Origin of the sequence: Corynebacterium glutamicum ATCC 13032 (assembly GCF_000011325.1) — a bacterium.
Lineage (GTDB): Bacteria > Actinomycetota > Actinomycetes > Mycobacteriales > Mycobacteriaceae > Corynebacterium > Corynebacterium glutamicum.
The window spans coordinates 936611-954926 of record NC_003450.3; the positions used below are offsets into that span (position 1 = coordinate 936611).

Annotated in this window: 15 protein-coding genes and 1 pseudogene; 12 read left to right on the forward strand and 4 right to left on the reverse strand. The window is 54.3% G+C overall.

Annotation, left to right across the window (positions count from 1 at the left end; genetic code table 11):
- The first annotated feature begins 4 nt into the window (after positions 1-4).
- The 6 genes from CGL_RS04440 (at position 5) to CGL_RS04465 (ending at position 5318) form a co-directional block, all read left to right on the forward strand.
- Positions 5-667, forward strand: a complete 663-nt coding sequence (locus CGL_RS04440) for a GNAT family N-acetyltransferase (protein WP_011265642.1) — start codon at positions 5-7, stop codon at positions 665-667.
- Positions 668-780: 113 nt separating this feature from the next.
- Complete coding sequence (glpR, locus tag CGL_RS04445; RefSeq protein ID WP_003858464.1) at positions 781-1794, forward strand: divisome protein SepX/GlpR; 1014 nt, start codon at positions 781-783, stop codon at positions 1792-1794.
- Positions 1795-1816: 22 nt separating this feature from the next.
- Entirely contained in the window at positions 1817-3019 is a 1203-nt protein-coding gene (locus tag CGL_RS04450; RefSeq protein WP_011013946.1) for a CynX/NimT family MFS transporter, read from the forward strand.
- 56 nt (positions 3020-3075) lie between these two features.
- A complete protein-coding gene (locus CGL_RS04455) occupies positions 3076-3483 on the forward strand; it encodes a DoxX family protein (RefSeq protein WP_011013947.1) in 408 nt (135 codons plus the stop codon).
- Positions 3476-4147: a zf-HC2 domain-containing protein gene (locus CGL_RS04460; protein ID WP_003858471.1), complete on the forward strand. Its 672-nt coding sequence runs from the start codon at positions 3476-3478 to the stop codon at positions 4145-4147. Before CGL_RS04455 ends, CGL_RS04460 begins: the two co-directional genes overlap by 8 nt.
- Before the next feature lie 10 nt (positions 4148-4157).
- Complete coding sequence (locus CGL_RS04465; protein ID WP_011013948.1) at positions 4158-5318, forward strand: alpha-amylase family protein; 1161 nt, start codon at positions 4158-4160, stop codon at positions 5316-5318.
- A 449-nt stretch (positions 5319-5767) separates the two neighbouring features.
- Here the strand turns inward: CGL_RS04465 and CGL_RS04470 are convergent, their stop codons facing one another.
- Entirely contained in the window at positions 5768-7330 is a 1563-nt protein-coding gene (locus CGL_RS04470) for a dolichyl-phosphate-mannose--protein mannosyltransferase (protein WP_011013949.1), read from the reverse strand.
- Positions 7331-7377: 47 nt separating this feature from the next.
- On the opposite strand from CGL_RS04470, the gene rsmI reads away from it, so the two are divergent.
- The 4 genes from rsmI to CGL_RS04490 all read left to right on the forward strand — a co-directional run bounded on the left by rsmI (position 7378) and on the right by CGL_RS04490 (position 14232).
- Positions 7378-8226 (forward strand): 16S rRNA (cytidine(1402)-2'-O)-methyltransferase, encoded by an 849-nt coding sequence (gene rsmI, locus CGL_RS04475; RefSeq protein WP_011013950.1) that lies wholly within the window; start codon positions 7378-7380, stop codon positions 8224-8226.
- 159 nt (positions 8227-8385) lie between these two features.
- Positions 8386-10173, forward strand: a complete 1788-nt coding sequence (betP, locus tag CGL_RS04480; protein WP_011265645.1) for a glycine betaine transporter BetP — start codon at positions 8386-8388, stop codon at positions 10171-10173.
- A 56-nt stretch (positions 10174-10229) separates the two neighbouring features.
- The gene (gene metG / locus CGL_RS04485) at positions 10230-12062 is read left to right on the forward strand and encodes a methionine--tRNA ligase (protein ID WP_011013952.1); all 1833 of its coding nucleotides are present in this window, start codon (positions 10230-10232) and stop codon (positions 12060-12062) included.
- A gap of 118 nt (positions 12063-12180) precedes the next feature.
- Entirely contained in the window at positions 12181-14232 is a 2052-nt protein-coding gene (locus tag CGL_RS04490; protein ID WP_011013953.1) for a RecQ family ATP-dependent DNA helicase, read from the forward strand.
- On the opposite strand, the gene CGL_RS04495 is transcribed toward CGL_RS04490, so the two are convergent.
- On the reverse strand, positions 14215-14850 hold the full coding sequence (locus tag CGL_RS04495; protein WP_011013954.1) for a cyclase family protein: 636 nt from the start codon (positions 14848-14850) through the stop codon (positions 14215-14217). The genes CGL_RS04490 and CGL_RS04495 overlap by 18 nt on opposite strands.
- Positions 14851-14945: 95 nt before the next feature.
- Here CGL_RS04495 and CGL_RS15620 point away from each other — a divergent pair, with 95 nt between their 5' ends.
- A complete protein-coding gene (locus tag CGL_RS15620; RefSeq protein WP_326998608.1) occupies positions 14946-15044 on the forward strand; it encodes a hypothetical protein in 99 nt (32 codons plus the stop codon).
- Positions 15045-15220: 176 nt separating this feature from the next.
- Here CGL_RS15620 and CGL_RS04505 read toward each other — a convergent pair whose 3' ends face one another.
- Both CGL_RS04505 and CGL_RS04510 read right to left on the reverse strand, forming a co-directional pair.
- Positions 15221-16381, reverse strand: a complete 1161-nt coding sequence (locus tag CGL_RS04505; protein ID WP_011013955.1) for a cupin domain-containing protein — start codon at positions 16379-16381, stop codon at positions 15221-15223.
- A gap of 48 nt (positions 16382-16429) precedes the next feature.
- Positions 16430-16963, reverse strand: coding sequence for a prolyl oligopeptidase family serine peptidase (locus CGL_RS04510; protein WP_011265646.1), 534 nt, complete (start codon positions 16961-16963; stop codon positions 16430-16432).
- A 143-nt stretch (positions 16964-17106) separates the two neighbouring features.
- Here CGL_RS04510 and CGL_RS04515 point away from each other — a divergent pair.
- Positions 17107-18299: pseudogene (locus tag CGL_RS04515) on the forward strand (IS3 family transposase).
- Positions 18300-18316 lie beyond the last annotated feature (17 nt).

Consider the following 18316-nt stretch of genomic DNA (forward strand, 5'->3'; position numbering starts at 1 on the left):
TTCGATGCGTAATGCACCGTCAGGTCCGACGCATTTTCGACACCCCGGCTGGCCAGAGTCAACGCAAACGGTCATTTTGCCGGATGGCGGCAGGCTACGTTTGAGGCCCTTGAAGCGCCGTGATTTCCGCGCATGGTCGGATTTACGCATGCGCGATAAGGAATTCCTCAAGCCCGTGGAGCCCACGGTTCCCACGTCCTGGAGTGAAGCGCATTCGCGGTTGTCCTGGTGGGATAACATCACCTATTTGATGCGCGCTGCGCGAAAAGGCACCGTGGTTCCCATGGTCATCGAGTTGGATGGCCGGTTCGTGGGGCAGTTGACTATCGGCAACATCCAGCACGGCGGCATCTCCGATGCCTGGATTGGCTATTGGGTTTCCAGCGCGGTGACGGGGCGCGGTATCGCTACGGCCGCCTGCGCGCTCGGCGTGGATCATGCTTTTCGACGCATAGGTCTGCATCGCCTCACCGCCACCTATCTACCCAGCAACCCAGCATCCGGGAAGGTGCTCGGACACAGCGGTTTCCGCCCAGAAGGCTATCTCATTAGAAATCTGCATATTGATGGACAATGGATGGATCACCATTTTGTGGCATTGCTGGCGGATGAGTATTCAATAACCGCGGTGGAACGTCTCACTAGAGAGGGACGATTGCGCCGATGATTACTAATGCGAAGAAATTTTTCGGCGTGGCACCCAAGAGGGGTGTGAGATTGCCGATACCCTCAAGTTCAGATTTAAATTTTGCACCCGTACGGGAAGGTTAGGTGCTCCACGTGTCCGGAATCCTTGTGATCGGCCTGATTGTGGTGGTGTGGCTTGTTGTGCTCGCACCGCTACTTCTTCGAGGCCAAAAGCCCATTGCTAAGGCTGGAGAAGCATTCGACGACACCCGCGTTATCTCTGAAGGCGGAAGCAACATTCCGTCTCCTCGTCGCCCTGGCTTGAGTTCTGCTCAGCTAGACGATGAGGAAGATACAGATGATGTGGATGATGATTATGAGATCGTCGATTCTCCCAGCATTTTCCGACCACGCAAAGAGGAACCCGTCGAGGAAGATCTCGACACCGATGTAGAGCTTGAAGAAGACATCGAAGTTTCTCTAGAAACTGATGACTACGTTGAGCCTGCTCCCGTCGTAGAAGTTTCACAAGAGTGGAATGTGGAAGATCATTACGAGCTAGATGATTCCTACGACACCCCGCTTGATCACTTGCACCCAGCTGCAAGGGCTCGTGCATATGAGGACTTCCAGGAACACCAGCCTGAGCAGCAGCCTGAGGTCGAAGAATTTGATGCAGACGATGAGCTGACTGAAGAAGATGTTGCCTTTGCACAGCGTCGACGTGGCCGTGGCTACTACGACCCAGAGGCTGACCGTGAGTTCGCTGCCTCCCAGTATGTTCGCCGCCAGCGCACCCTGTTGGGTCTTGCAGCCACAGTCGTTATCTCTGTAATTCTCGGATTCGTCTTTGGCGGTTGGGTCTGGGGACTGCCAGCAGTAGCATTGGCTGCGACCGCATTGTACCTGATGGCTCTGCGCAGTCAGGTTCGTGAGGAGAATGCTCTTCGCGCTCGTCGAATCCGCAGGCTCCGCCGCTCCCGGATGGGTGTACGAAACTCTGAAGACCTTCCTTCCCGTTTGCGTCGTCCAGGTGCAGTTGTCCTCGAGCTTGATGATGAATCGCCAGATTTCGAAGGCCTCCCAACGGTGGCAATGCCGGAGGAACCTTACTACGAGGAGCCACGTCGAAACATTCGACACCTGGGTCAGCGTCGCGTGAGCTAGCCACAGGGTAAGGTTTCGGACTATGTCCGGAACCTCCCCAAAACTAAAAGTCTTTACCTTTCTAGCTGTCCTCGTGGCAGCTTTTAATTTGCGCTCAGCCATCGTGTCGGTCGGCGCAGTGCTTGATGATCTCGTCCATGATTTTGGGGCGTCCGGATCAACCGCAGGAATTATCACAGCCATACCAGGAATCGCCTTCGGCATTTTTGGTGTGGCTGCTGTGCCTTTAGCGAAGAAAATCGGACTCAGTGGTGCACTTACATCCGGAATGATCGTTGGACTCATCGGGTTGTCAATCCGCCCATGGGTCGGCAACATTTGGGCATTTATCTTCCTCACCGGCTTCGTGGTGATGGGAATTGCGGTCGCCAACATTTTGCTTCCGGCGTGGATCAAACTCCACGGTGGCAAAAGCACTGTCGCATTGATGACGGTGTACACCACCGTGCTTGGTGTTGGATCTACCTTGGGGCCGTTGTCCACATTGCTGTTTAGCGGATCGAATGCGTGGCGCTGGGCAATCTTTATTTGGGCACTTCCTGCCGTTTTGCAGGTGGCAATCTGGCTGCCCATGTGGTGGGACAAGAAGTATGACTTCCCAGCCGAGACTGTGAAATCTGGTTCGACTGGAAAGATCTGGACATCGCCAACAGCATTCTTCATCATGCTGTTCTTCGGTTTGCAGTCCATGAACGCATATATCCAAATGGGATGGCTGCCCAAAATCTTTATCGATGCAGGTGTAAGTCCCGCACATGCCTCTATCGGATTGTCGATTGTGGGCATCATGGGCATTGTTGGTGGATTCACCATGCCTGTCGCAATCGCTAGGACCAGGGATAAGAACCTCGTGTGGTTCCCCGTGGTCTTTGGTGCATCGATGTTCCTCGGTTATGTGGGAACGTGGCTGTGGCCGTCCCAAGGCTGGTACCTGTGGTCATTCCTTCTTGGTTTAGGTGGACTCTGCTTCCCGATGGCTATCGCCCTGATTCCAGCGCGTACGAAAGATCCGAGAATTACCGCAAGCTTGTCTGGATTTGTGCAGCCGGTGGGTTACATTCTTGCAGCCCTTGGGCCATTGGCAGTGGGAGCGATCTACCAGGCGATTGGCTCCTGGTCAGAGATCCTCGTTGGTTTGGCCTTGGGCACAGTAGTGTTGTCGATTGTGGGATTCAGAGCAGCACGCAATGTGACGGTTGATGATGAATTGAGGAGATCAAAGTAGCCTCAACTAAGCGTCACGATAAGAACGAGGGGCAAGGCTGATGTACTCTGTCAACCATGGATAAACCGGTCGTGAGGGATGCAGCTCTGCTGATTTTTCGCGCTGTGCTCGGAGTGATCTTTGTGGCACACGGGTGGGAAAAGCTGTTCATCTCCGGAGTTACCAAGACAACAGGACAATTTTCAGCCTGGGGAGTGCCTCAACCCAAGCTCTCGGTGTGGATCACATCGATCTCTGAGCTGCTCGGTGGTGCCTTCCTAGTGGTTGGTTTGCTCACCACCTTTGTTGCTGGTGCATTAGCGCTGTTGATCGCCGCTGCTATTTACTTTGTGCACTTGAGTTCGGGCTTTTTCACAGTTGAGAACGGCATCGAATTCCCCTTGCTCATCATTGTTTCTTTGCTCGTGATCGTTGTGTTTGGTTCTGGTAGAGCCAGCGTTGATGGGGTGCTCACGCGTGGTTGACTGTAGTGCCATTCAAGCCGCGCTGTCCGCCAAATTAGATGGTGAGCCGACAGGCTTGGATGATGCAGTAATTGAAGCGCACCTCGCTAATTGTGAAGAGTGCAGAAATTACTACAACCGTGCTGCTGAGTTGAATCGGATGCTCAATTTTTGCGCCGCGGAACCTCGCACCCTGACCCCGCCTGATCTATCAGAGATCATTCTGGCAGAGGTGGAACCAGAATGGCGCAGGCATGCCAACGCCAAGGTTGTGGGATCCCTGCTATCGCGGGTGTTGTTGGTGATCCTGGGTGTGGTTTACCTCGCCTGGGGTATCACAATGTTGGGGGATTCGGCGTCGATAAGCGTCCAAGAAGACCCGCTCACCTCGCGCCTGCTCGCGGAGGCCGTTGCCTACCGCATTGCTCTTTCTGTGGGGCTGTTATTTGCGGCGTGGAAGCCGCGGATTATCGCGGGCATGCTCCCGATTTTTGGAACGTTGTGGACATTTAGTGCTGGTTTTGCTGCGCGCGATCTCGTGTTTGGCGTCGCCGATTCACAGACGGGACTGTCCATTGGTCTGCTGTTGATTTCTACGATTGTGCTGTCGTTTGCGTTGGTGAATAGTTCTGGACCGGGTATTTTGCGGCGCACATGGAACTCATTGAACGCCGCGCCCGGCTAAGGTGGGAGGCATGAGTTTTGCTGAACATGCGATCATCTGGCACGTCTACCCCCTGGGCGCTTTGGGTGCTCCCATCCGGCCTGAAGCCCCCGCACCTGTCACACATCGGCTCCCCAATCTAATTGGGTGGCTGGATTATGTTGTCGAACTAGGCTGCAACGCCCTCATGCTGGGACCGGTATTCGAGTCCGTCAGCCACGGCTACGACACCCTCGATTTCTACCGCATCGACCCGCGCCTCGGCACCGAGGAAGACATGGACGCGCTGCTGGAGGCTGCGAATCAGCGGGGCATTGGAGTGCTTTTCGACGGCGTCTTCAATCATGTTTCCAGTTCCTCTAAATATCTCGACCTGACCACCGGGGCGTCATTTGAAGGCCACGACATCCTGGCGGAACTCGACCACACGAATCCCGCCGTAGTGGATCTGGTTGTCGATGTCATGAACCACTGGCTCGACCGCGGAATCGCAGGCTGGCGACTCGACGCTGTCTACGCCATCGCCCCTGAATTTTGGGAAAAAGTCCTGCCAGAAGTGCGACGAAAACACCCACACGCATGGATCGTGGGGGAGATGATCCATGGAGATTACTCCGACTACGTGAAAAGCTCCGGCATTGATTCCGTTACCGAATACGAACTGTGGAAAGCCATTTGGAGCAGCATCAAAGAGCGCAATTTCTTTGAACTCGAATGGACTTTGAGTCGCCACAATGAATTCCTCGATACTTTCGTACCGCAGACATTCATTGGTAACCATGACGTCACCCGCATTGCCACCCGAATCGGTCAATCAAATGCGATCCTGGCCGCAGCGATCCTCTTCACGGTCGGAGGAACCCCAAGCATTTACTACGGCGATGAGCAGGGCTTTACGGGATTGAAAGAGGATAACGTTTTCGGTGACGATGCCATTAGGCCACCTCTTCCTGCCGAGTTTTCTCCACTGGGCACCTGGATTGAAAACATTTATAAGGCTCTGATCGCGCTGCGCAGGCAACACCCGTGGTTGTATCAGGCGCACACCGAAGTCCTTGAGATTGCTAATGAAGCGATGACCTATAAGTCCGTCGGTCTTGGAGGTGAAGAGCTGACAGTGCATCTTGATTTGGAAGAGGTGTCTGTTCGGATCCTTGATGGCGAGAAGGTGCTGTTTCAGTACAGCGCTTAGTTGTCGGTTCAAGGGTAGGGGAACAAAATTGCGAAAATACACCACAAATCACTTGATAATGGTGACGTGTGGTGTATTTTTGCGCTTCTGGTTCGATTCGATGCAAAAATCTGTTCGATTTTAAGGTCTGGCCACAGGTTTGTGGTGAGTTCTTGATCAGCAAGCTCGCAGGAATCACACCTGACCCACTGGCCTCAAAATGAGGGGCTCCCAGAATCGCTTGTAAGCGCCCAAATACGCTCGACCCATGCCCAAACCTGCTTTGAGGAAGTCCAACCCCTTAAATCGCCTTCTCCAGTCAAGGCGCATGCCAAACCAGGTGACCGAAAAACCTCCGGCCGATCAATTTCGGCCATATGGGACGGTTATCCGCTCTCAAAACCAAACCAGGTGACCAGTCGCTCTAGGAAATGAGCTGCGTCGGTCACCTGGTGCGGTAAAAGGGGAGGTTAGCGCCAGCTTGGGAACCACATCAAGGATTCGTAGACATAATCTGGGATGACAAATCCGTAAAACAGTGGCGAAAACGCGAGAAACATCATCACCACGAGGGAAATGTAGGTGACCACTGCCATTGATCCGCGGGTTAAGCCAGTGGGGGTCATTTTTCCACGGCCCCACAGTTCACCGCAGGCGAGTGCCAACATGATGATGGTGAATGGAACTAGGGCGGTGGCGTAGAAGAAGTACATTTGGCGGTCGTATGCTGCAAGCCACGGTAAAAATCCTGCGGCGAAAGCAACCAGCGGGACAACATAGCCACGACTCCGACGTGCGAAGAAAGACCACAGCGCCCACAGAATGACTGGGACTGTCAGCCACCAAATGGCGGGCGTGCCGAAGAGGTAGATCATGCGTCGGCAGGTGCCGCCAACGTCGCAGGAGATGTCGGTGGAGGAGAAGTAGAGGATGGGTCGACCGGAGACAAGCCAGGCCCACGGCTTGGAATCCCAGGGGTGGCTGTGACCTGAGGATGTGGTCAGTGAGCCGTGGAATTCCAGGACGCTGATGTGATAGTGGATCCAGCCCGCAATTGACTCAGGGAAGAGCTGCAGGATGGAGTCTTCTGTGATGGTGCCGTCTGTTTTGGCGTGGCGGTAGACGGAGGTTTCGGAGGCGAACCAGGCTCGCCAGCTCCAGATATAAAGCAGGGCAGGGATGATCACCAAGGAGCCGAGCGCTGGGATGACGTCATTTTTTAGGGTGCCGGTGACGTAGCGTCGGACGCCGTAGCGTTTGCGCAGCCACAAGTCTAGGAACACGCTGGTCAGGCCGAAGAATGCGATGTAGTACAGTCCGGACCATTTGACGGAGAGCGCGAGACCAAGGAATACACCTGTGGTGAAACGCCACCATCGGAAGCCGAATCGGGGGCCAAAGTCTTTGGTGATTTGGCCGTTGGTGAGGAGTAAATCGTTGAGGCGTTGGTGCATTTGTTGGTGGTCTCGGATCAATGCCCATGCTGCTGCGGTGATGAAGAAAACAAGGAAGATGTCCAGCATGCCGAAGCGTGATGAGACGAGGAGGACGCCGTCGGCAAGCGCGAGAATTCCGGCGATGAAAGTCACCATGGTGGATCCGCTGAGGCGCCGCGCGATTGCCATGATGGCGAAAATGGTGAGTGTTCCGAAAATGGCGACCATGATGCGCCAGCCGAGGGGGGTGTATCCGAAGACCCATTCACCGAGTGCTTCAAGTTGTTTGGCCAACGGTGGGTGAACGACGAGTCCGTAGCCGGGGTTGGATTCAATGCCGCCGGTGATGGGGTTGATCCAGGAGCGGACCATGTCCCAGGCTTGTGGGACGTAGTGTTTTTCATCAAAAACTGGGGTGCCTGAGGCGGTTGCACTGCTCAAACCTGTAAAACGCGTGACTAAAGCAAACACCGCGATGATCGCCCAGGTATAGGTATCCAGGCGGGTCCACTTGAACTTTGGCGGTGCGGGCGGGAGAGTACCAGCGAAAATCCCCTGGTCCCGCCCCTGGTCACGAACAGGTAGGGCTTGGCTCACTCGGTTGATTGTAGAGCCTTGGCGCGCATTTGTGGGAAGCTAGATGCATGCATGTTGCTGAATTATCTTTGCCCACTGGAATTATTATCGCGGCGACTCCGCTCGGCAACATTGGGGATGCGTCTCCGCGCCTGGTCCACGCGCTTGCCAACGCCACTGTGGTAGCTGCGGAGGATACCCGCAGGACGGCGTCCTTGGCTGCTGCGTTGGGGGTGGAAATTAAGGGGCAGTTGGTCTCGAACTTTGACCATAATGAACAGGCGCGCGTCGGCAAGCTTATTGAAGCAGCGCGCACGGGCACGGTGCTGGTGGTCAGCGATGCCGGCATGCCTGTGGTTTCTGATCCGGGTTTTGCGCTTATCGACGCCGCCCACGACGCGAACATTCCGGTCACCTGCTTCCCCGGGCCGTCAGCTGTGCCAACTGCGTTGGCATTGTCGGGCCTTCACGTGGGCCGCTTTGCCTTCGACGGTTTCGCGCCGCGCAAACAAGGTGCGCGCACCACGTGGTTGGAGTCGTTGAAAACCGAAAAGCGCGCGGTATGTTTCTTCGAATCTCCTCACCGCATCGCAGAAACCCTGGCTCACGCTGCCGAAGTTTTAGGTGAACGACGCGTAGCAGTGTGCCGTGAACTGTCCAAAACCTACGAACAGGTAAAGCGTGGAACCTTGCCAGAGTTGGCAGAATGGGCACAAGATGGGGTGCGTGGCGAGATCACCGTTGTCATCGAAGGCGCGGGCGATATCGCGGCCGACGTCGATTCGCTTATCGACGCCGCCCAGCAGCGCGTCGATTCCGGCGAGCGGTTGAAAGCGGTGTGCGCAGACCTCGCGAAAATCCATGGCGTGAGCAAAAATGAACTCTACGATGCGGTTATTTCTGCCAGGGAAAATTAATCGTTATGTCATTGTGATGCTCCCGTGAACATAAACGGGACTTACTGGCTTTACTTAAGTAACAGCTATGTAAAAGACCAGGTCAGGTTCGGGTCGGTTTAGGTACGAAACCCATTTTTCGGTTTGCTTTCCAGGTTTCCCCAAGTAAAGGTGAGTTTTATGACTACATCTGACCCAAATCCGAAACCGATAGTGGAGGATGCTCAGCCAGAGCAAATTACCGCAACCGAAGAACTGGCGGGCTTGCTTGAGAATCCAACTAACCTGGAAGGGAAACTGGCCGACGCCGAAGAGGAAATTATCCTCGAAGGCGAAGACACCCAGGCCTCACTTAACTGGTCAGTCATCGTTCCAGCCCTAGTCATTGTCCTAGCGACAGTGGTGTGGGGTATCGGATTCAAAGATAGCTTTACCAACTTTGCTAGTTCTGCGTTGTCAGCAGTAGTTGACAATCTCGGCTGGGCCTTCATTTTGTTTGGCACAGTCTTTGTATTTTTTATCGTTGTTATCGCCGCTAGTAAATTCGGCACGATTCGCTTAGGCCGCATTGATGAAGCACCAGAGTTTCGCACGGTGTCATGGATTTCCATGATGTTTGCTGCAGGTATGGGTATTGGTTTGATGTTCTACGGAACCACAGAACCTTTAACCTTCTACCGCAATGGTGTACCTGGACATGATGAACACAATGTTGGCGTTGCTATGTCCACGACAATGTTCCACTGGACCTTGCATCCATGGGCTATCTACGCAATTGTGGGCCTAGCCATTGCCTATTCGACCTTCCGAGTGGGCCGTAAACAGCTTCTAAGCTCTGCATTCGTGCCACTCATTGGTGAAAAAGGTGCAGAAGGATGGTTGGGCAAGCTCATCGACATCCTGGCGATTATCGCCACCGTATTCGGCACGGCATGTTCCCTTGGCCTTGGTGCCCTGCAGATTGGTGCAGGCCTGTCCGCAGCAAACATCATTGAAGATCCAAGCGATTGGACCATCGTTGGCATTGTTTCTGTTTTGACCCTGGCATTTATCTTCTCCGCTATTTCTGGTGTGGGCAAGGGAATCCAGTACCTCTCCAACGCCAACATGGTTCTGGCAGCTCTGCTCGCGATTTTCGTGTTCGTTGTCGGACCAACCGTGTCGATTTTGAACCTGCTGCCAGGTTCTATTGGCAACTACCTGTCCAACTTCTTCCAAATGGCAGGCCGCACTGCCATGAGTGCCGACGGCACAGCAGGTGAGTGGCTAGGTAGCTGGACCATCTTCTACTGGGCATGGTGGATCTCTTGGTCACCATTCGTAGGAATGTTCTTGGCACGTATTTCCCGTGGCCGCTCCATCCGTGAGTTCATCCTGGGCGTGTTGCTCGTCCCAGCAGGTGTGTCCACCGTATGGTTCTCCATTTTTGGTGGCACTGCGATTGTCTTCGAACAAAATGGGGAATCCATTTGGGGTGATGGTGCAGCAGAAGAGCAGCTTTTTGGATTGCTTCATGCACTTCCAGGTGGGCAAATCATGGGCATCATCGCCATGATTTTGCTGGGTACTTTCTTCATTACCTCTGCTGACTCTGCTTCCACCGTCATGGGCACCATGAGTCAGCACGGCCAGCTGGAAGCCAACAAGTGGGTGACAGCTGCCTGGGGTGTTGCTACCGCAGCTATTGGACTAACGCTATTGCTTTCTGGTGGTGACAATGCCTTGAGCAACTTGCAAAACGTCACCATCGTGGCTGCAACACCATTCTTGTTTGTGGTTATTGGATTGATGTTTGCGTTAGTCAAGGACTTAAGCAATGATGTGATCTACCTCGAGTACCGTGAGCAGCAACGCTTCAACGCGCGCCTTGCCCGTGAACGTCGTGTTCACAATGAACACCGCAAGCGTGAACTGGCTGCAAAGCGACGCAGGGAGCGTAAGGCGAGTGGCGCGGGGAAGCGTCGATAGGCAATTTTTAACCCCTGATACCCCTTTCCGGCCGGGCATAAATTAAGGTGGTACGCATGACGAAGAACGTGCTCGTATCTGTTGCCTGGCCGTATGCCAACGGACCCCGTCACATTGGACATGTGGCGGGGTTTGGTGTCCCCTCCGATGTGTTCGCAAGGTTCCAGCGAATGTCTGGCAACAACGTGCTCATGGTGTCCGGCACCGATGAGCACGGCACGCCACTTCTGGTTCAAGCAGACAAAGAAGGCGTCACCGTTCAAGACCTAGCGGATAAGTACAACCGCCAGATCGTCGAAGACCTCACCGGCCTGGGCCTGTCCTATGACCTTTTCACCCGCACCACCACCTCCAACCACTACGCAGTAGTGCAGGAACTGTTCCGTGGTCTGTACGACAACGGTTACATGATCAAGGAAACCACCCTCGGTGCGATTTCCCCATCCACTGGCCGTACCCTGCCAGACCGCTACATTGAAGGCACCTGCCCAATCTGTGGCACCGACGGCGCTCGTGGCGACCAGTGCGACAACTGCGGAAACCAGCTCGATCCAGCGGACCTGATCAACCCGGTGTCCAAGATCAACGGCGAAACCCCAGAGTTCGTTGAGACCGAACACTTCCTGCTCGACCTGCCAGCACTGGCTGAAGCACTAACCGAGTGGCTGAAGGGACGCGAAGACTGGCGTCCAAACGTGTTGAAGTTCTCGCTCAACCTGCTGGACGATATCCGCCCACGCGCAATGTCGCGCGATATCGACTGGGGCATCCCAATCCCAGTTGAAGGATGGCAAGACAACAACGCCAAGAAGCTCTACGTCTGGTTCGACGCTGTCGTGGGCTACTTGTCCGCATCCATCGAATGGGCCTACCGCTCCGGCGACCCAGAAGCATGGCGCACCTTCTGGAATGATCCAGAAACCAAGTCCTACTACTTCATGGGCAAAGACAACATCACCTTCCACTCCCAGATCTGGCCAGCGGAGCTTCTCGGCTACGCAGGCAAGGGCTCCCGCGGTGGAGAAATCGGTGACCTGGGTGTTCTGAACCTGCCTACTGAGGTTGTTTCCTCTGAGTTCCTGACTATGTCTGGATCCAAGTTCTCCTCATCCAAGGGCGTTGTCATCTACGTGAAGGACTTCCTCAAGGAGTTCGGCCCAGATGCGCTGCGATACTTCATCGCTGTCGCAGGCCCAGAAAACAACGACACCGACTTCACCTGGGATGAATTTGTCCGCCGCGTAAATAACGAGCTGGCAAACGGCTGGGGCAACCTGGTCAACCGCACTGTATCCATGGCGCACAAGAACTTCGGTGAAGTACCAGTACCTGGCGCACTGGAAGAATCTGACAAGAAGATCCTTGATCTTGCTACCGCTGCCTTTGAATCCGTTGCTGCGAACCTGGATCAGTCCAAGTTCAAGGCCGGTATCTCTGAAATCATGCACGTTGTCGGTGAGGCCAACGCCTACATCGCAGAGCAAGAACCATGGAAGCTTGCCAAGGATGACACCAAGCGCGAGCGTCTTGCCACCGTGCTGTGGACTGCGCTGCAGGTTGTTTCTGACTGCAACACCATGCTGACCCCATACCTGCCACACACCGCCCAAAAGGTGCATGAGACCTTGGGCCGTGATGGAATCTGGGCTGCAACACCACAGATCGTGGAAGTCACCAACGAATCACCACGCCAGCCAATCGGCGTGGGGCTACCAGATCCAGAGCACACCTACCCAGTAATCATGGGCGACTACAAGACCCAGCTGGCTAAGTGGCAGCGCATCGACGTTGTGCCAGGCACCACCTTGGAGAAGCCAGCACCGCTGATTGCTAAGCTCGATCCAGAACTTGGTGAAACCGGCCCAGAATGGGCACCAGTGCAGAACTAAAGCATCTTTAGCATGAACCGAGCAGGTTGATCAGAAACATCTGATTGACCTGCTCTTATTAGTTGGCGGGGGTGGGGCGGGGGAGTGTGTGTCCACCCCGTGGTGTTAGGTGGAAGGCATGAACGCAACGAGGGAAGAAGCCAACAACTTACTAGCTGGAATCGCCGGACCTGGCGCACAGCTCCGCGATGATCAATGGGTAGCAATTGATGCATTGGTAAACCAACGCAAACGCATGCTGGTGGTGCAAAGGACCGGTTGGGGTAAATCAGCCGTCTACTTCATCGCCGCCAAACTGTTAAGAGCACGCGGTGCGGGCGCAGCCGTGATTATTTCTCCACTACTAGCCCTCATGCGTAACCAGGTGGCGTCCGCCGAACGCGCCGGGATTAAGGCAGCGACACTCAACAGTGCCAATATGACGGAATGGGAAACCATCCAGCAACAAGTCGTTTCAGGCGACGCCGATGTGCTGTTAATTTCACCTGAACGCCTCAACAACCCAGACTTTAGAGACACCATTTTGCCTCGACTAGCAGCTGAAACAGGCCTAGTGGTGGTCGATGAAGCCCACTGTATTTCCGACTGGGGTCACGATTTCCGCCCCGATTATCGCCGCATCCGCGACCTGTTAGCGGGACTTGCGCCCAATATTCCCGTGCTAGCAACCACAGCCACCGCCAATGACCGCGTGGTTGAAGATGTCCGTGCCCAACTAGGAGATGGCACAGGTTTGCTTCGTGGTGGGCTAGACCGTGAATCCCTTTACCTATCAGTGGTGAACCTGCTCAACCCCACCGAACGCCCAGCTTGGCTTGCCACCCACCTCAAAGAACTGACGGGTTCGGGCATCATTTACTGCCTCACTGTGTCAGCTGCACATGATCTTGCCGATGCACTTAATTCTGTTGGATGGAATGTTGCCGCGTACACCGGTCGAACCGAAGCAGGAGAGCGCGAACGTTTAGAACATGCCTTGATCAACAACGAGATCAAAGCACTAGTAGCAACCTCTGCACTGGGAATGGGCTTTGACAAACCTGACCTTGGATTTGTTGTGCACATGGGCAGCCCCAGCTCACCGGTGTCTTATTACCAGCAGATTGGTCGCGCCGGGCGCGGCACCGCTCGTGCCGATGTCATCCTGCTGCCAGGAACTGAAGACAAAGAGATCTGGGAGTACTTTGCATCAGTATCGTTCCCACGCGAAGAGGTAGTCCGCCAACTGCTTGCGGTGTTAACCGATGAGGCGCAATCCACTGTCAAATTGGAATCACAAGTAGATCTTTCCCGATCACGCCTTGAACAAGTACTTAAAGTGCTAGACGTAGATGGCGCAGTCAAACGTGTACGTGGCGGATGGGTCTCCACCGGGCAAGAGTGGATCTACGATGCGGAACGCTACGCAGGACTTGAACAAGCAAGGAAAATTGAACAGCAAAGCATGGTGAACTACCAGAACACCACTGAGTGCCGCATGCTGTACCTCCGCAAAGAACTAGACGATGTGGAGGCAACTACTCCGTGCGGGCGCTGCGACAATTGCACGGGCAAAACGTGGGGGCTCGACACCGATGCCTCGATCACTTTGAAAGTGGACCAACAGCTTCAAACACCCGGAGTGAAAATAGCCCCACGAAAAATGTGGCCGACTGGCATTAGTGTCAGAGGAAAAATCGCAGGGCTAGAAGAAGGACGAGCACTGGGACGACTCAATGACATTGCCCGTGGACCTGCACTAAAGGCCCTGCTGGACAGCGGAGCTTATTCTGATGATCCATGGATGGCACGCATCATCGAAGTGCTGAAAAACTGGGATTGGACCAACCGGCCTGCCAACGTGGTCGCTCTCGGCAATACCAACTTTGGATCAACTGAGATGATCATCCAGGTAGCTCAATCAATCGCAGCGGTGGGACGAATGAACTTTGCGGGTGTACTTCCCGCCGCGCCGGGTGCTGAAGAAGTCATGGCTCAGAATTCCGCATACCGAGTAGAAGCCCTATTGAAACAATGGGACTGGTCGCAAGGCTTGCAACTAGTTCCCGGTCCCATTTTGCTGGTGACAGACCTTATTGATACTGGCTGGTCGGTGACAGTTGCAGGAAATGGCATTGCGCAGCGGACCTCAGAGAAGGTGCTGCCGTTCGCTTTAGCGAGTAGGGGATAGGTGCTCTGGGACGAGAGCAATTGGACGCACTGGGAAACTAGCACCATCTTTTGGAACTGGCCAAGGACAAGCAATCATCGCACCCGTTGCAGGAACCTTGTCCAAATTGGTGAGGTTTTCAATCTGCCAATGGTCACGGCACAGCCACCAGCGCTGTGCCTCCAGTGAAGGATCTGTATCGGGAAGATCGTGGCCAATGGCAATGACTCCACGGGCATGGAGGATTTCTAAAGCCTCGATAGACCAGCCGGGTGCGATCCCTTGTTTACCCCATTCCCATCCAGTGTGGAGTGCGACGAAGGATCCTGGTTCGATTTTCCCGTGTGTATGTTCAAACGCTTCTATATCAGCAGCAGTACATAGATCGGGGCGAGAAAACCTCAGGCAATAAAGGGGTAAATGCGTTTCCTCCACAGGGATCTGATCAAGCGTCCGACCTTGTGGATCGAAATGTGCAGGTGCATCTACATGCGTTCCCCAGGGACCAACAAGTCTGTATTGATGCATTAAAAAGCCATCGTTTTCAATCGTGGAGACCGTCTTAATTTCTTGATCTGGATCCCCAGGGTAGTGGGGTTGTCCGGGCGCGAACGCATGAGAGAGATCAATGATCTGCATGGGTTAAAGATATCGGAAACTTAGTGAATTCTAGGGCGGCGACTTTTCAGGAAGTTGAGGAAAAGTAAAAAGAGTTTATTGCCTTATTTGGTACGATCCTTCGCTTACAAAATATTTTGATGTCGTTTGATGACTTCCAAGGCAATTCGGCGGTTCTTTACCTACCCAGCGGTGAGATTGACGAAGAGTGGTAGGCGTTTATCACAGATCGAAAAGAATCAGAGCTTGTGACGATTATCAATGATGAGAATCTGAAAAACCTGAAGAGTCTAAGGCGTTTGTCGAGACCGCCTTCCGCGATGGTGGAATCCAGTATCAGTCCACACGATGGTTAATGGTGTTGTTACAAACAGGGATTTCGGCTCACTCACTATTGGTTAGCGTCCAGCGCACGATAGGTGATAGTTCTGTTAATTGGTTCGAAACGCGAGTTTGTAACAACATCCAGGGTACTAATTCGTGGGGGGCCGACCACCACGACATCGAGTTCAGCTTGGACTTTCGCGAATGCTTCAGCAGGAAAAAATGGCTTCCCCCCGTCCTCCAGCTGAACTCGAGCATTAGTCGGAGTGTTTATGTAGTCAAAGAACTTCTCGAATACCTCTGTGGTGAGCACTCCCAGCATCTGGGTATTGTGCCCTGCGAAGGCGAAAGAGTGGATGGTTCCGGCTGGGGCATGAACGTAATCCCCACGGGAGAGGATGATCTCTTGACCGTTGACGTGCAGTTTGACGCGCCCGTCCAGACAGATGAAGTTTTCGGTGTGAAGGCGGTGGAAATGACGAGGTATATAAGGCGTCTTGGCACCCTTGGTCTGCATAGCGAGGAACTGATTTCCGGTGTGTCTCGGACGGCAGACGAAGCTGTTGATCTGCTCGAACTGCTCAAGCCGGTCCCCCTCACCATCGTTCAGGGCAAACGCCTTCATATCTTCTGGGAGGCGATCGAAATGCGGCCCGAGCTCGGCAAGGTGGTCCCGCTCATAGAATGTGAATCCGCAATCCTCCAGTTCCTCGTAGGGAATCCCTGTGACCTCGCCACTGACGCGGAAGGTGTGGGAGAACGAGGACGTGCCAAGTTTCTCTGCCGCGTGTAGGAATGCATTCGAGGATGAGTAGTACACTAGAGCTGAATTTACTAGGCCCTCACAGGCGAAGGACCAGGGCGTATTCGTAGGAATGGTGGCACTGCCGCCAGCGATGATCTCTTGACGTCCATCAGCGAACCAGAGAGTCAACCGCCCCTCCATCATGTAGAGGAACGTCGGTCCTGCGACAGAGAAGAACCGGGTGGCGGGAGTCTTGCCTGCGCTCACACGAGCCAGCGAAAATATTCCACCGTTGTCTTCGGGACGGGACATAACTGTGAGATGGTAGGGGCCAAGCTGGTGTTGTTGTCCCTCACCTGCAGCCAGAGCATAGGGAACTGACTCGCAGGGAAGTGAATCCAGGATCGGGGTCAGGGAGTGACGCTTTTCTACGGTCTCCTCGGAATCCGGTGTAATCGTCGTGGGGAGGCTGGTGGTAGCCATAGCAGAAGCCTTCTTTCAGTAGATGATGAGTTGGGTGAAGGTAGAGTCTTAGCGAAGGTGCAGGGTGAAAAAGCGCTTGATCATCTCATGGTCGGCGGCAAGTCCCTGTAGTTCAAAGGGGTTTCCCGGACTCTGCTGCGCGCTGAAATTTGTCTGAGGCTCCCGCTCGAGCCGACCATTGTCTAGTCGAACGTTTGGCCCCAGCTCCGCGACTTCCCCGGGATTGAGGAAACCGTGGCCAAAGCCCTCAATGAGTACCAGGGTGGACTGCCGACCAGCCTGCACAAGATGGGTGTGCAGCGCAGCCGATTGCTCCGGAGGGACCATCCGGTCACCAGTGCCGTGCATGATCAGGAAGGGCGGTGCCTGTGCCGCATTCTGATGCACCGGACTGGCGTCGACTGCGTACTGCAGCTGGTGGTCGTAGTTTTCCGGCGAGGTTGCAGCTCCGCCGAGGAGATCTTGCTCAGGCGTCGTCGCTGGATTATTCCCGGCTGTGTTGACCTGTGTGTATGCAGGTAAGAGCTTTTCGATCTGGGTAGGTCCGTAGCCTTCCATAACGCAGCGGACATGGGAGGACACCCCTGGTAATCGGTGGGGAGCTCTTCTAGGTCAGTGTGCTTGAGGTTGCCCAGCAAGGCTGCCATGGCAGCGATATGCCCTGCGCCCGTATGGTGATTTGAGACAGGGTTTAGGAGAATTAGTTCCATGTCGAATCGCACGTCATCTTCACCGAAGAATTCAAAGCAGGAGCTGTGCAACTCGTCGTATCCTCAGGGCGCTCGGTCAAGGAAGTGGCCACCGAGTTGGGTATCAAAGAAGGAACACTGAGCGCGTGGGTAAGAACCTGGAGGGCCGAGCATCCAGACGCCGGTGTGGATGAACCAGGCCCAGTCGAATGGGCGAAATACAAGGCCCTGCAGGCTGAGAACGCCGCGTTGAAACGGGAAAACGAGTTTTGGGGAAAAGCCAGCGCCTTCTTTGGAAGCCGAAGCACCTGTAGAGGATCTCTCAGCGTTCATCGAGCAAGAGAAGGCGTCGTTTCCCATTACATGGATGTGCAGAAAGTTGGGTGTGTCCAGAGCGTCGTATTACCGGTGGGCCAAGCCTGCGGGTCTGACTCCGACAGCCATAAGGCATTTAGAACTCAGGGCTGAGGTTGCCCAGGAGTTTGAAAAAAGCAACCAGATGGCTGGCAGGGATCAGCTGACCACGTTGCTCAACCAGCGTGGTGTCAAAGTTTCTACTGGGACTGTGGGATCAATTATGAACGAATGAGGAGTGCGTGTCAGACGAATGCGGGCCTGGAAGAACACCACGGTCAGTGACCCTTTCTGCCCGGACCGAGCATATTAAAAATCATATGCTCGATAGCCACGGGAAACGAGACTTTACCGCTACCGTGCCTGGGACCAGGCTCGTTGGTGACATTACGTACTTAAAGACGGGTTCCGGGTGGCTGTATGTGGCTACCGTGATCGATTTGGCTACGCGGATGGTGGTGGGGTGGTCTATGGATTCTAATATGCGCACACCGTTGGTGATCAATGCGCTGGCTATGGCGCGTGATCATGGGTGTCTTCATCCTGAAGGCGCAATTTTTCACTCCGATAGAGGATCGCAATACACCTCCGAGCAGTTCCAGACATGGTGCGCCGGCAACAAGATCACCCAATCCATGGGATTGACCGGGGTGTGTTGGGATAACGGAAGTCGCGGAGAATTTTTTCTCACATTTGAAGACCGAAATGTATCACCACTATGATTTTGAGAATCACCTGTCGGACCGAACCGCGGTGATGGAGTACATCGAGGGGCAGGTCACAACCGGCGCCGCCCGCATAGCAATAACCAGGGGCTCTCACCGGCTAGTGCTTTGACCGCATATCAGCAGCAGTATGGATTAGCAGCAGCGTAAGAAGAAAAATCAATCAA

Coding starts and splice junctions, on each gene's coding strand:
- CGL_RS04505 (WP_011013955.1), bottom strand. CDS start 16,381: ATGGCTACCACCAGCCTCCCCACGACGATTACACCGGATTCCGAGGAG.
- rsmI (WP_011013950.1), top strand. CDS start 7,378: ATGCATGTTGCTGAATTATCTTTGCCCACTGGAATTATTATCGCGGCG.
- CGL_RS04440 (WP_011265642.1), top strand. CDS start 5: ATGCGTAATGCACCGTCAGGTCCGACGCATTTTCGACACCCCGGCTGG.
- CGL_RS04450 (WP_011013946.1), top strand. CDS start 1,817: ATGTCCGGAACCTCCCCAAAACTAAAAGTCTTTACCTTTCTAGCTGTC.
- CGL_RS04465 (WP_011013948.1), top strand. CDS start 4,158: ATGAGTTTTGCTGAACATGCGATCATCTGGCACGTCTACCCCCTGGGC.
- CGL_RS04455 (WP_011013947.1), top strand. CDS start 3,076: ATGGATAAACCGGTCGTGAGGGATGCAGCTCTGCTGATTTTTCGCGCT.
- CGL_RS04495 (WP_011013954.1), bottom strand. CDS start 14,850: ATGCAGATCATTGATCTCTCTCATGCGTTCGCGCCCGGACAACCCCAC.
- betP (WP_011265645.1), top strand. CDS start 8,386: ATGACTACATCTGACCCAAATCCGAAACCGATAGTGGAGGATGCTCAG.
- CGL_RS04490 (WP_011013953.1), top strand. CDS start 12,181: ATGAACGCAACGAGGGAAGAAGCCAACAACTTACTAGCTGGAATCGCC.
- metG (WP_011013952.1), top strand. CDS start 10,230: ATGACGAAGAACGTGCTCGTATCTGTTGCCTGGCCGTATGCCAACGGA.